The sequence below is a fragment of the Ignavibacteriales bacterium genome (assembly GCA_016709155.1).
Classification (GTDB): domain Bacteria; phylum Bacteroidota; class Ignavibacteria; order Ignavibacteriales; family Ignavibacteriaceae; genus JADJEI01.
This window is the reverse complement of record JADJEI010000006.1, coordinates 379,315-393,719: the sequence shown is the minus strand read 5'-3', so window position 1 is coordinate 393,719 and position 14,405 is coordinate 379,315. Positions and strand designations below refer to the sequence as shown.

The 14,405-nt window shown below is 34.2% G+C and carries 14 protein-coding genes; 11 read left to right on the top strand and 3 right to left on the bottom strand.

Annotated features, from left to right (window positions below):
• Window positions 1–14 precede the first annotated feature (14 nt).
• The 11 genes from IPH11_12365 (at window position 15) to IPH11_12315 (ending at window position 11,249) form a co-directional block, all read left to right on the top strand.
• Window positions 15–737 (top strand): endonuclease III, encoded by a 723-nt coding sequence (locus tag IPH11_12365; GenBank protein MBK6914397.1) that lies wholly within the window; start codon window positions 15–17, stop codon window positions 735–737.
• A gap of 92 nt (window positions 738–829) precedes the next feature.
• Window positions 830–1,945, top strand: coding sequence for a 4-hydroxyphenylpyruvate dioxygenase (gene hppD / locus IPH11_12360; protein ID MBK6914396.1), 1,116 nt, complete (start codon window positions 830–832; stop codon window positions 1,943–1,945).
• 35 nt (window positions 1,946–1,980) lie between these two features.
• On the top strand, window positions 1,981–3,144 hold the full coding sequence (locus tag IPH11_12355) for a homogentisate 1,2-dioxygenase (protein ID MBK6914395.1): 1,164 nt from the start codon (window positions 1,981–1,983) through the stop codon (window positions 3,142–3,144).
• Window positions 3,145–3,165: 21 nt separating this feature from the next.
• A complete protein-coding gene (locus IPH11_12350) occupies window positions 3,166–4,182 on the top strand; it encodes a fumarylacetoacetate hydrolase family protein (protein ID MBK6914394.1) in 1,017 nt (338 codons plus the stop codon).
• Between the two features lie 3 nt (window positions 4,183–4,185).
• Window positions 4,186–5,163: a flavin reductase family protein gene (locus IPH11_12345; protein ID MBK6914393.1), complete on the top strand. Its 978-nt coding sequence runs from the start codon at window positions 4,186–4,188 to the stop codon at window positions 5,161–5,163.
• Window positions 5,164–5,178: 15 nt separating this feature from the next.
• Entirely contained in the window at window positions 5,179–7,155 is a 1,977-nt protein-coding gene (locus tag IPH11_12340) for an acetoacetate--CoA ligase (protein ID MBK6914392.1), read from the top strand.
• Between the two features lie 53 nt (window positions 7,156–7,208).
• Window positions 7,209–7,418 (top strand): hypothetical protein, encoded by a 210-nt coding sequence (locus IPH11_12335; GenBank protein ID MBK6914391.1) that lies wholly within the window; start codon window positions 7,209–7,211, stop codon window positions 7,416–7,418.
• Between the two features lie 273 nt (window positions 7,419–7,691).
• Window positions 7,692–8,501 (top strand): LysE family transporter, encoded by an 810-nt coding sequence (locus IPH11_12330; GenBank protein ID MBK6914390.1) that lies wholly within the window; start codon window positions 7,692–7,694, stop codon window positions 8,499–8,501.
• A 99-nt stretch (window positions 8,502–8,600) separates the two neighbouring features.
• Window positions 8,601–9,629, top strand: a complete 1,029-nt coding sequence (locus IPH11_12325) for a histidinol-phosphate aminotransferase family protein (protein ID MBK6914389.1) — start codon at window positions 8,601–8,603, stop codon at window positions 9,627–9,629.
• A 2-nt stretch (window positions 9,630–9,631) separates the two neighbouring features.
• Complete coding sequence (locus tag IPH11_12320) at window positions 9,632–10,513, top strand: CDP-alcohol phosphatidyltransferase family protein (protein ID MBK6914388.1); 882 nt, start codon at window positions 9,632–9,634, stop codon at window positions 10,511–10,513.
• A gap of 1 nt (window position 10,514) precedes the next feature.
• A complete protein-coding gene (locus tag IPH11_12315) occupies window positions 10,515–11,249 on the top strand; it encodes a phosphocholine cytidylyltransferase family protein (protein MBK6914387.1) in 735 nt (244 codons plus the stop codon).
• Window positions 11,250–11,276: 27 nt separating this feature from the next.
• Here the strand turns inward: IPH11_12315 and IPH11_12310 are convergent, their stop codons facing one another.
• From IPH11_12310 to IPH11_12300, 3 genes are all read right to left on the bottom strand, one after another.
• On the bottom strand, window positions 11,277–12,833 hold the full coding sequence (locus IPH11_12310; GenBank protein ID MBK6914386.1) for a DUF853 family protein: 1,557 nt from the start codon (window positions 12,831–12,833) through the stop codon (window positions 11,277–11,279).
• A gap of 82 nt (window positions 12,834–12,915) precedes the next feature.
• A complete protein-coding gene (gene mscL / locus IPH11_12305) occupies window positions 12,916–13,314 on the bottom strand; it encodes a large-conductance mechanosensitive channel protein MscL (protein MBK6914385.1) in 399 nt (132 codons plus the stop codon).
• Window positions 13,315–13,344: 30 nt separating this feature from the next.
• Window positions 13,345–14,193 (bottom strand): DUF3078 domain-containing protein, encoded by an 849-nt coding sequence (locus IPH11_12300; GenBank protein MBK6914384.1) that lies wholly within the window; start codon window positions 14,191–14,193, stop codon window positions 13,345–13,347.
• Window positions 14,194–14,405: the final 212 nt, after the last annotated feature.

Below are 14,405 nucleotides of genomic sequence, written 5' to 3'. Positions count from 1 at the left end.
TTAGTATAACTTTTATGCAAATTAAGATTCTTCAGAAAAAAATATCAGAAGTTAATAATGCTCTTATCAATTATTACGGACTTCCAGGAAGAAATTCAAAACTGCCCAAACCAATTGATATGTTGATTGCCACGATCCTCTCCCAAAACACTAATGATAAAAATTCACATCGAGCCTGGCTGAATCTTAAAACAAAGTATAAATCCTGGCACTTACTATTAAACGTATCCACTAAACAACTACAGAATGAAATCCGTGTTGCAGGACTTGCAAATCAAAAAGCCATGGCGATAAAAGGAGTAATAAAAAAAAATTATATTGAAGAAGGAAGAGTGTCATTAAATCAAATAAAAAATATGTCGAACACAGAAGCACTAACATATTTAACAAATTTTGAAGGTGTTGGAGTTAAGACTGCATCCTGCGTTCTTTTATTTTCATTAAATAGAAATGTGTGTCCGGTTGATACTCACGTTCATAGAATTTCAAATAGAATCGGATTGGTAGAAACAAATACACCGGATAAAACATTTGCTCAATTAAATGAAAACTTCCCTTTAGGGATAGCTCACAGTTTTCATACCAATTTAATAAAACTTGGCAGAGAATTTTGCAAACCGACAAATCCCGCTTGTAAAGAATGCCCGATTGAAAATCAGTGTGGATTTAATGGAAAAAACTTTCAGAACAAGAAATTCAGGGTAAATAATTTTATGTTGCTGGACAATGTTAAATGAAAGTAGTTTTTAGTGCTTTGCTCTGATTGATAAAAAAATTAAATTTCAGAAAACATTTCAATTAAATAATTTATTCTCGGAGTTGATAAATGATGAATCAGTTAGGTCTAATCGGTTACGACTTTATTGAGTTTTATGTTGGTTCAGCAAAAATGTGGGCTTACTGGCATGCAAAAGCGATGGGCATGACAATTACAGCTTATCTCGGACCAGAAACTGGTAACAAGGAGAAAGTATCTTACTATCTCGAAAAAAATGATTTACGTTTTGTCTTCACTTCAGCAGTAAAACCGACTGCTTATGAAATATCTTCATTTGTTGAAAAACATGGTGACGGTGTTAAGCGATGGTCTTTGAAAGTTAATGATGTAAAAGATACTTATAAAAAAGCTCTCTCAAATGGAGCAATTCCGATCAGAAATCCAAAACAGTTTGAAGACGAATTCGGTCATTTAGAAGAAGCTGCAATTAAACTTTATGACGATGCAGAAATTGTATTTATAAATAGAGATAACTACAAAGGTTTATTCAAGCCGGGATTTGGAAAACCAATACAAAATATTGAAATTAGAAATGAAGAAACAGGATTAATGTCAGTTGATCATATTGTTGGAAATGTTCGAACAAATGAAATGAACTTATGGGCAAATTATATTAATAAAAGCTTGAACTTTGAGACATTTATTGAGTTCGGTGAAGGAGATATTTCTACACAATATTCTGCACTACTTTCAAAAGTGGTAAGGTCGCGAGAGGGTGCTCCGATAAAAAATCCTATCAATGAACCTTTTGAAGGATTAAAAAAATCTCAAATAGAAGAGTATATTGATGAATACTTTGGCTCTGGAATTCAGCATATTGCTATTGCAACTGAAAATATCATTGCCACAATCAAAGCGTTGAGAGAAAATGGAGTAGAATTTCTTACTACACCTCCCGATACTTATTATAAAATGCTAAAAGAAAAAGGCTGGGAAGTTACGGAGGATATGAACGAGTTAAAGAAATATGGAATACTTTGCGATCTGGAAGGCAAAGGATACTTGCTCCAACTTTTTACAAAACCAATTGGTGATAGACCAACATTTTTCTATGAAATTATACAAAGAAGAAAAGGTGCTGAAGGATTTGGTCAAGGAAATTTCCAATCACTGTTCGAATCAATTGAAAGAGATCAACAGCTTCGCGGTAACTTTGATCGTGAGTAAGTAGAAGATATTTTTATTTATAAAAGGAGTATAACGTGGCTTATTATATAAAATTAGGAAAAGTACCTGCTAAAAGACATATAACGTTTTTTAAGGATGACGGTAAATCACTTTATCGTGAAGAACTATTTAGCACAAAAGGTTTTGCCGGCATTTATTCAAATAAATATCATCTTTATATGCCGCCTCAGGTCGAAAGCATTAGCGAAGTTGATTTATTAAAGGACAAAATCTGGACTGATGCTCCGCTTCAATACTATCATTTTATGACAGGAAAGAAAAAAACATCGGGTAACTTTTTAACAGCCCGTCAAGAATTTCTGAAAAATAACAATTGTGTTATCTCAACAGCGAATCCAACTGAAGACACAGATTTGTTTTTTCGAAATAGTTATGCACACGAAATTGTTTTGGTGCATAATGGGAAAGGTGAAATGCTTTCTGAGTATGGTAAATTAGAATTTGATAATTGGGATTATATTGTAATTCCTAAAGGCACAACTTATCAATTGAAATTTGATGATTATAATGATGTTAAATTGATGATTATTGAATCTGACACTCCCTTTGATATTCCTAAACATTTTAGAAATGAGTATGGACAACTAACTGAGGACGCTCCATATTATGAGCGTGATTTTAAACCTCCCGTTTACCGCGAACCAATGGATAAAGTTGGGCAATTCAATTTGATCTTAAAAGTTAGGAATAAATATTTTGAGTATCATTTACCTCATCATCCATTTGATGTAATTGGTTGGGATGGATTCCTTTATCCTTATACGTTTAATCTCAAAGATTATGCGCCGAAAGTTGGGAAAATACATTTACCACCACCCGTGCACCTAATGTTTACGACTCAAAATTTTGTTATTTGTAATTTCGTTCCGCGTCTTTATGATTTCCATCCGCAGGCAATTCCTGCTCCATACTATCATTCAAATGTTGATAGCGATGAGGTATTATATTATGTACACGGAGATTTTATGTCACGGACGGGAGTTCAAGAAGGATCAATTACACTGCATCCAATGGGTATTCCACACGGACCGCAGCCGGGAAGAACGGAGGCTTCGATTGGGAAAAGGGAGACAGAGGAATATGCAGTAATGATCGACACTTTTTCACCCTTGTTCCTGACAACAAATGTAAAAGAAACAATGGTAGGGGATTATTCACAATCATGGCTCGAAAAATAAATTTTAATTAATGGAGTTTTAATGAAGTTCGTTTCTTATCAGAATGACTCAGAAGAAAGATTGGGAATATTTTTCAATCAAAAAATTTTTGATCTTAAAGATTGCGCATTGCAACTTGGAATCAAAATTCCTTCTAAAATGAAAAAATTTTTGAAAAAATTCGACGAGAATATATTATTAGCTAGAAAAGTTGAAGCGGAGATTAAATCTGAAAAAATTCAGAAATTTTTCAGCGAGCAGGAAATAAAAATTCTGGCTCCGGTACCAAAGCCGACGTCTTGCAGAGATGGATATGCATTCCGACAACATGTAGCTACTGCTCGAAGAAATCGTGGAGTCGAAATGATTCCGGAGTTCGATCAGTTCCCGATTTTTTATTTTACAAACCATAATGCAATCATTGGCCCTGGCGATGTACACCTAGAGGAAGATCATCTAAAAGGATTAGATTTTGAGTTAGAAGCCGCCATTGTAATTGGAAAAGAAGGCAAAAATATTTCATCACAGGATGCAGATTCATTCATTGCAGGCTACATGATAATGAATGATTTTTCTGCACGTGTTCTTCAAATGGATGAGATGAAACTGAATCTTGGTCCGGCAAAGGGAAAAGATTTTGCAACTGCTATTGGTCCGTGGCTTGTTACTCCCGATGAACTTGAACCGCAAAAAATTAAAACAGAATTTGGAAATAAATACGCACTTGAAATGAAAGCCTGGCATAACGGAACGCAAATTTCAAGCGGCAATATGAAAGACATGGATTGGACATTTGCTGAAATAATCGAACGGGCGTCATACGGAGTTACCTTATATCCGGGCGATGTTATTGGTTCAGGAACTTGTGGAACCGGTTGTTATTTAGAATTAAATGGAACGCACGCACTTGAAGCAAAAGCCAAAGGAGAAAATTTTATTCCAGTTTGGTTTAAAGAAGGGGATACTGTTGAGATAGAAATATCCGGCTTGGGTAGACTTGTGAATAAATTTGTTAAATCTCCAAATTCGTATTCAATTCTTGCAAAGAAAAAAGTTTAGCTGATGCTGCATTTTGAACCGAAGGAATTAACAGTTCCGAAACTTCATCAGATTTTACTGGGAGGAATTGCTCCACGTCCAATCGCATTGGTCTCGACTATTTCTGAAAGCGGGATTAATAATTTAACTCCTTTTTCTTTCTATAATGTATTCGGAGCCAACCCGCCGATTATTGCCTTTTCACCATCAAGACGTGGAAGGGATGGATCTTTAAAAGATTCTTATAATAATTTAGTAACTACTAAAGAGTGTGTAGTACACGCTGTAACATTTTCGATGGTGGAGCAAATTAGTTTGGCTTCCACAGAATATGCTCCTGAGATTGATGAATTTATTAAGTCTGGTTTAACTCCTATTGATTCTGATTTAGTAAAACCTAAGCGTGTTAAAGAATCACCTTTTCAGATGGAATGTATATTAAAAGATATGATGAGCTACGGCAGCGGCGGTGCTTCTGCTAACATTGCAATTTGCGAAGTGATAAAAATTCATTGTGCGGAGGATATCTTTAAGGATGGAATTATCCAACCCCAACTAATTGATTTAGTCTCCCGAATGTCCGCTGATTATTATTGTCGTGCTAATGGTGATTCAATCTTTATAGTTGAAAAACCTAATCAAAAAAAAGGGATTGGATATGATAATTTACCAGATATAATAAAATTTTCCGGTACCTACTCCGCAAACAACCTGGGAAGATTTGCAAATATTGAATCAATACCAACTGAAAAAGATGTATTAAATTTTGTGAACGAAATGAAACTTAAATCAATTCCTGAATTTGAAATCTCTGAAGAAGCTTTTCAGCGTTCTCAGCAGACTAATCAATACGAAAAAATGTTCAAACTCGCTTTGTACTATCTAGAATCAAATCACCCGAAAAAAAAATTATTGATCGAACTCACAGCAAAGTGTGCTTTGGAGAAAGGGGATTCTATTTTTGCATGGAAAGCTGCACTTACCCCATCCTACATAAAATAATTCGTGATATTTAACATGAATTCTTCTATTCCACTTTGGTCGCCTTCTAAAGAACAGATTGAAAATTCTAATTTGAACAGATTTATGGAATTTGTTTCGAAAAAAACTGGAAATTCTTTCGGTGATTATGATCAATTATATTCCTGGTCTGTAAATTCAATTGAACAATTTTGGGAATGTATCTGGAAGTTTTCGAATGTAATACACTCTAAATCTTACGACAGAATTTTATCTGAAAGAAAAATGCCCGGGGCTAAATGGTTTGAAGGTTCAAAGCTAAATTTTGCTGAAAATTTATTAAGATTTTATGACGATCAGATTGCAATTATCTCTGCACGTGAAAACTATCCTACAATAAAAATTACTTATTCAGAATTGAATCGTCTTGTTGCCCGCTGTACTTTTAGCCTAAAAAAACTTGGTGTAAAAAAGGGTGATCGCGTTTGCGGTTATATTTCAAATGTTCCGGAAGCAATCATTGCTATGCTCTCAACAACAAGCATTGGCGCAGTTTGGTCATCAACGTCACCTGACTTTGGTTTGCAGGGAGTGATTGATCGCTTTGGTCAAATAAAACCGAAAATATTATTTGCTTCAGAGAGTTATTTCTACAACGGGAAAAAAATTGATTGCACTCAGAAGATTGAACAGATTGTAAATCAACTCCCTGAATTAGAGCACTTGATTATTGTTCCAAACTTTTATGATTTTAAATCAAAGTCTTCAACTCGCGTTTCTGACGGATCCAAAAATAGCAATAATCTTTTGTTTCCCGATCTTATTAATAATAATGAATCAGTCATTCGGTTTGAACAGCTTCCATTTGATCATCCTGTTTATATAATGTATTCTTCAGGTACAACCGGCGTTCCCAAGTGTATTGTGCATGGGGCAGGTGGAACTTTGCTTCAACATTTTAAAGAATTATCGCTTCACACTAATTTAAAAAGAAGTGATGTAATTACTTTTTTCACTACTTGCGGCTGGATGATGTGGAACTGGTTGGTAAGCTCGTTACAAATTGGTTCGAAAATTTTTATTTATGATGGATCTCCAATCTATCCAAACGAAACAGTCTTGTGGAATAAAATAGAAGAAGAAAAAATTTCTGTTTTTGGGACAAGTCCGAAGTTTATTTCTATTTGCGAGAAATCTAAATTGATCCCTAAAAATCAGTTTGATCTTTCATCGCTTCGGTGTGTATTATCAACTGGCTCACCACTCTCCGAAGATAATTTTCATTGGATTTATTCCAACGTGAAAGATGATATTCAACTTTCTTCTATCTCCGGCGGTACTGATATTATTTCTTGTTTTATGCTCGGCAACCCGATTAAACCTGTTTATCAAGGCGAGATCCAAACAGCTGGATTGGGGATGAAAGTTTTAGCTTTCAATGATGATGGACAGCCTGTTGCAAATGAAAAAGGCGAGTTAGTTTGTACGGAACCTTTTCCGTCCATGCCCGTTTATTTTTGGAATGATACTGACAATAAAAAATATCATTCTGCATATTTTGAAAAATTTTCTGGAGTTTGGTGTCACGGAGATTATATCGAAATTACTAATAGTAATGGAATTATTGTTTATGGCAGGTCTGATGCAACTCTAAACCCGGGGGGTGTGCGAATCGGTACTGCTGAAATATATAGGATTGTAGAAGCAATGCCTGAAATTAGTGATAGCATTGTAATCGGGCAAAATTATCAAAACGATGTTCGGGTTATTCTTTTTGTAGTTTTAAAGAATGATATATTATTAGATGTTAAACTTGAGCAAAAAATAAAATCAGCAATTCGGAATCTTGCAACTGCACGACATGTCCCTGCGAAAATATTTCAAGTGAAAGAAATTCCACATACTGTGAATGGTAAAAAAGTTGAGATTGCTGTAGCTCGATTAATAAATGGAAAAAGTGTGGATAATAAGGATGTATTGGTCAATCCTCATTCTTTAGATGAGTATTTAAAAATCAAGGAATTATTTTTATAGATATTCATTCTAAATTATTTAATTTTGCGCGCATATTTATTGAAAGGTAAAGCATGACTAATTTTGACTTTAAAAAAACAGGGGATGTTTTAGTCGTAAAGTTTAATTTGAACAGAGCAACGGGTAAAGACTCGGAAGTTTTTAAGAATGAATTGAATAAGTTTATTGATGAAGGCTGGGTACAGATCGTTTTGGAAATGAAGAACTGTCATTTTGTTGACTCAACTTTTCTGAGCGCAATCCTTATTTGCTATAAAAAGTAAAATTGGTGGGGGGCAATCTTGCAGTTAGTTCGCTTAATAATGAAGTCGCATCTGTTATCGAATTAACCGGGGTAAAAAAATTTTTTAGTATTTATCCATCGTTGAAAGATGCAATAGCTGCATTTAAAAAGTCAGCATGATTTTGGCATATCTTCTATTCTTCATGTGAGTCACCTCTGATGATATTACACTACATATTAAAATTTCTCAATTTTAACTTCAATGCAATAAAATGATGCAGGCTAAATCGTATTTTTATAATATCAAAAATTTATGACTATAGCTTTTATCAATTTAATTTTAATTGGTTTTTTTGCGGGATTTCTGTTTTCAATTCCTGTTGCGGGACCAATAAATATAATTATTACATCGAATGCTCTCGGAGGCAGATTAAGATATTGTCTTCGTACGGCTATCGGGTCATCTATCATCGAATTTTTTTATGTGATGATTATCGTCTATGGAATTTCGGCATTGTACAATTTATATCAGCCGCTTATACCATACTTACTGTTTTTCGGTTCTATTATACTTATTCTTGTCGGGTTGCGTATGCTCAAAATGAAATTAAATTTTGATAATGTTGATACGGAAAAAGTGATTAGTGATAAAATAAAAAATAAGGGGGGTATGAGAACCGGCATATTTGTCAACCTCACTAATCCTTCTTTATTCCTTGGTTGGCTGACTTCAACTTTCATAATTTTTTCTTTCGTCTCTTCAATTGGAATTAACACTGGAGGATTAGACCTGCTGGTGAATAAAAATCTTAATACGTTTCAGGAAATTACAGGTAACACAAAAGATGAAATTAATTCGCCCCCGCTAACATCAGACATTCAAGAGCAAAGCACTTCCGAAACTGAAAGTCTCCATCCACTCTTATTAAGTTCTGTGTATTCAATTTCGGTAGCTTTTGGAAGTTTTGTCTGGTTGTTTCTTTATTCAAAAACTGTGGTTAAATATCGAAATAAATTTAAAATTGAATTCTTAAATTTTACAATTAAATTATTGAGCTATGTTTTGATATCAATAGGTATTTACTTGATTTATAAAGCACTAACCACTTTTATTATATCGTAAATTGTGAGAGAAATAACATCTGATGCATTTCAATGTTATTCTTAAATGATTTTTTAATATTTTCAAACAATTGAATTATAATTTTTATTAGGCTTAGCTATGCAAAAACAATTTCTTTTCCTTGATAGGAATGAAAATAATTATGGGCCCGCACCAAAATGCTACGAGGTTTTGAAGTCTGCTGACCTTACTAAAATGAGCTGGTACACCAGAGCATTTACAAAAGGTACGAAAAGTATTTTATCTAAACGACTCGCCGATGATTTCGGATTATCCGAAGATAGAATTGTACTCGGTTATGGCGCTGAAGATTTGCTGAAACAAGCAATTCAATGCTATTTGAAAAAAGGTGATAAGCTAATGGTGCCAACATATTCGTGGTGGTATTATAAAAAGATGGCAGACGAGGTGGGTGGAATAAACGTTGAGTATTCATTAAAGAAGGGAACAGATTCATTTTATTATGATCTTGATAATATGATGAATCTTTATAAAACTGAAAAACCAAATATGATTTTCATCAGTTCACCAAATAATCCAACCGGAAATTCAATAGATAAAAATGATTTGATAAAATTTTTAGACTTCGTCAAAGATACAATCGTAGTGCTTGATGAAGCTTATTTCTACAATGGAATTACTGAAAATGTCAGCGATTTTATTAATGCATATCCAAATCTTTTAATGATCAGAACTTTCTCCAAGTATTATGCTCTTGCCGGAACGCGAATTGGATTTGCGGTGCTCGGCAAAAATCATCAGCAGCTAACTAAATTCACGAACAGATATCTTGGCTACAATCGCATTTCAGAAATGCTAGCCATTGCTGCTCTGGATTCACCTGATTATTATTTTGACATTGCTCAAAAGATGAAGCAAGACAGAAAACTTTATTATTCACGACTGGGGCAAATTCCTGGTTTTACTGTATTCCAATCGAATGCGAATTTCATTCTTGTGGAAATTCCCCCATCCATTAAAAATGAATTAAATAAATTTTTAATAGAAAAAGGAATTCATCTAAAATTTATGGACGAGGAGCTATTGAACTCGCACATTAGGATTTCTTTAGGCACTCAAGAACAAAATCTTCGAGTAGTTGAAGCTGTTGAGGAGTTCTTCAAATAAGTATGTCTGGTTGGATTTCCCAATTTAACAGCTCTTTAAAATCCATCGAGGTAGAGGAAGTATTTGATCTTATTATTTATAGACCACTTGCTTTTCTGTTTGTAAAAATTATTTACAGAACTAACCTGACTCCAAATCAACTTACCTTTGCATCAATGATTTTTGGAATCTGGGCAGGAGTCGCAATTGCGTTTAACTCAAAAACAGCATTTATTATAGCTGCATTATCGATTTTACTTTATGATGTGCTTGACTGCAGTGATGGACAACTTGCGAGATTAAAACATAACGGCACCCACCTCGGAAGAATATTGGATGGATTTGCCGATTATATTGTTAGCATTGCAGCATATATCGGGATTGGGATCGGCTTCGCATCTAATTCAGAATCGCCGGCATTCTGGTGGACTATGACAGCGTTGGCAGGGGTAAGTAATGCTGTTCAATCTGGTTTGCTTGATTATTATAGAACAAAATATCTTGATCACAAATTGAATAGAGTTAGTATTCTTGAAGAAGAACTGCAGCAATTTAAAGACGAATATGAGCAATTAAAAAAAGTCGGTGGACGATCAATCGAAAAACTTATTATCAATGTTTATTTGAATTATTCTTTGATTCAGAATAAAATAATCTCTGCAAATAAAAACACTTCATTCTCAAAAAATTTCGACCGTGAAGATTATGTCCATAAGAATAAAAATTTTATTCACTTTTGGACTTACCTTGGCCCAACAACGCAGTGGACATTTTTAATTATTACCTGTCTAATCGGTAGAATAGATATTTATCTTTTAGGATTAATAATCGTTGGAAATTTACTTGCAGTAATTTTGTTTACAGTTCAATATCTAATTGATAGAAACACTTTGGATGCAAAATAAAATGCAAGCAGTGATTTTGGCGGCTGGAGTAGCTTTTAGACTTCGACCACTTACGAACAACACTCCTAAATGCTTGTTAAAACTTGCTGGTAAAACGATACTCGAAAGAACGATTTCAAATTTGCTCTTTAACGGTATAAATGATTTTGTGATTGTAACCGGATATTTGCAAGAGCAAATAAAATATTTTATAAACAGCCAGTTTCCATCTTTAAATGTAAAATACATTTTCAATGAAAAATACGAAGTAACAAATAATATTTATTCATTGTGGTTAACTAAATCAGAGGTTGGGGGAAAGGAATTTATTCTTTTAGATAGTGATATCATCTATGATAAAAAAATTGTCTCGTTGCTTAATGATTCACGTTATCAAAATGTTTTGGCGCTTCGCTCCGATGACCATCTGAGCGAAGAGGAAATCAAGATCAGTTTGAATAGTGACGGTTCAATTAAAGAAATTGGTAAAGTAGTCAGTCTTGAAGATGCAATTGGTGAGTCTATCGGAATTGAGAAATTTGGTGACTTGTTTTCTAAAAAATTATTCCAACTTCTTGATAAAATGATTTTACAGGAAAATCAAACAAATATTTTTTACGAAGCTGCTTTTCAGCGACTTATTGATTCAAGCGAAAAAATTTTTACTGAAGATGTTGGAGAACTAAAATGCATCGAGCTTGATACACCCGAAGACTTGCAAAAAGCTGAAAGAGAAATCATCTTCTATCTGCAATGATTTAGTGAAATAAAAATTATTCAAAAATCATCTGCGAGATTTACCTCCAAGCCCCAGCACTCCTAATAGACCTCGCGTAAGTTCCCGCATAACTGTTGTACCGATTTGCTTAGTTACTTTGCTATTCAACACATCTTTAAGAACACTCTTATCTTGAGTTGTTTTGTTTGATGTTCTGATTTTAGTATCCTGCTTGGGTGAATCGAATTTGATTTCAGGAATTTGACGGGCAGAGTCAAGTTTTTTAGTTAAAATTTCGAATGCACTTTCGCGGTCAATTGACTGATTATATTTTGGAACTAACTTCGACTTCAAAATTAATTCATCAATTTCCTGAGTCGTTAATATGTCCATTCTCGAACGAGGTGCGCAAAGCAGCGTTGCAGCAAGGGGAGTGGGAGAACCTTTTTCATCCAGAGCAGATATTGCAGCTTCACCAATTCCGAGTGAAGTTAAAAGCTCATCAGTTTTGTAATAATCCGATAGTGGGTAATTTTCGGATGTTAGTTTAATCATTTTTCTGTCCTGTGCAGTGAAAGCGCGCAGTGCATGCTGAACTTTCAATCCTAACTGGCTTAATACACTTGCAGGAATATCAGTCGGATTTTGTGTACAGAAGAATATTCCCACACCCTTTGATCTGATTAATTTTATTATTGTTTCAATTTGATCTAATAAAACTTTTGGAGCATCGTTAAAAATCAAATGAGCTTCATCAATAAAGATTGCTAATTTTGGCTGTGAAAGGTCACCTTCTTCAGGGAAGGAAGAATAAATTTCTGCAAGCAGCGAAAGCATAAATGTAGAAAATAATTTTGATCTGTCCTGCAAATCAACCAGCCTGATGATTGATATAATTCCGTATCCATTGTCATCTATTCGTATAAGATCGTTTACTTCAAATGATTTTTCACCAAAAAATAATTCTGCACCTTGCTGCTCTAACTCAACAACCTTTCTTAAAATTATTCCAACTGAAGCAGAAGAAATCATGCCATAATTCTCTTCAAGTTTAGCTTTGCCCTCGTTAATAGAAAACTGGAGAACTTTTTTAAAATCTTTTAAATCAAGTAGTGGCAATCCATTGTCGTCGCAGTATTTAAATAAGACCGAAATTATACTTGATTGAGTTTCATTTAACTCGAGCATTTTAGAAAAAAGTACAGGACCGAATTCAGAAACCGTAGCTCTTAATCTTACTCCTTTTTCATTTGATAGTGTTAAAAGTTCTACTGGAAATTCATAGGGGGAGTAAGCAGTACCGATTTTATTGTGACGTTCTTCTATTTTGGGATTTATCGAACCCGCTTTTGCTATACCACTTAAATCACCTTTAATATCCATCATTACAACAGGAATACTCTTAGCAGAGAGAGATTCAGCAATAAGCTGAAGTGTTTTTGTTTTACCGGTTCCGGTTGCCCCCGCAATTAGTCCGTGTCGGTTTAAAGTTTTCAGCGGGATTTTAATATTGAGGTTGGGAATGCATTCACCATTAAGAATTGCCCCTCCAATCGAAATGAATTCACCTTTAAAGTTATAGGCTGAATTAATATGATTGATGAAATCTTCTTTCGTTACCATTAGTTTATCCGTTTAATAATTAAGAATAAAAAAAAGGATTCCCTACTTTAAAGAAATAAGTGAGAATCCTTTGTGAAAAATTTTACTTCTTCAGTGCATCCCGAATCTGAGTTAATAAAACAACTTCTTCCGACGGTTTTGGTGGAACGGCGGGTTGTTCAACTTCTTTTTTCTTCGTGGAATTCATTGCTTTTATAACCATAAAAATTGCGAAAGCAACAATAAGAAAATCAACAACTGTTTGAATGAAACTTCCATATTTCCAAAGTACTGCGGGAGAAGTTTCCGTTGCTGGTTTTAGAGTCGTTGCTAAGTTTGTGAAATCAAGCCCACCGAGCATTGCTCCAAGCGGCGGCATTAAAACATCCCCAACAAATGAACTTACAATTTTTCCAAAAGCAGCACCGATAACAATACCGACTGCCATATCCACAACGTTACCTCGCATCGCAAAGGCTTTGAATTCTTTTACCAGTGACATAAGAACCTCCTTAATGATTTTGAAATATTTTTAGAAAATAGTATAAATAATACCTAACTGAAGAGCCTCTTTCAACTGTGTTTTTCTTGATTGACTAATTTCATGAACGAGGACAACATTTAAATTCACGCTAACATAATCATTAACTTTTGCAGCAATATTATTATCCCACCTAATATCCCACACATCAAGTTGATTGAATCGTGAAAACAATCGGAGAAAGGAGGAGTAAGACATGTTGGTTGCAAAATCATATTTCAATTCGCTAACCGATTCAAGTCCGGTATCAAATTTGAAATCTTCAATTTCATTTAACGTTTCCAGATCATCTGTGTATCCAGTAAATTTTTTAGCAAATGTTTGTTGAATTGCTAAACCAAGTCTGGTCGAAAATACGCTTCCTTCATTGTATAAAAATCCGAGGGATTCAGTAACATAACCCGGATCAAAAAAATCAACTATTTGAACGGAGGGAGTAACCGTGTAATCATAACCCTTAGTAACTGCACTGCGGATAGTAACTGCAAAATAAGGATCAACTGCCCAATTAATATCTCGAGAAAGCAACGTTTCGAAATAAATTTCATTGTCGGTCGTTCGATAACCAGCATCTTCTAGTTTCGTTCTTCCGAATGCAGATTTTAAGTATGATTTCCATTTCCAGGGATAATTAAAATATACTGCTCCAAAGTTTGAATAAAAAGTAAAGGCGAGTGAATTAGAACCCCCTTGTGTCCAATTACTGAATGCTATCTGGCTAAGATTTAAACCGACTACTCCATTAGGATTCCAGCCGGGTTTCAAAAGTGAGTCGGCGACAGTTTGGCTAAATGAAATGGATGTAAAAAAAAGTACAAAGGTTATTATTATTATTTTCATCTTCCCTTTATGTGTTTGTTATTGAATATTGAATTAAACTCAACATAAAATCTGAACAAAAAGTAAATAAAAGTTTCTCATTCACCAAATAATTTTTATTTCTTCCGACAGACTGATCTTGCTAACTATTTGGGAGAATCAAATTGAATAAATTTTTCAAAAAAATATTTGAAAAAAATCAAAATTTCAAATGGGAGCAAAAAAAATATTGG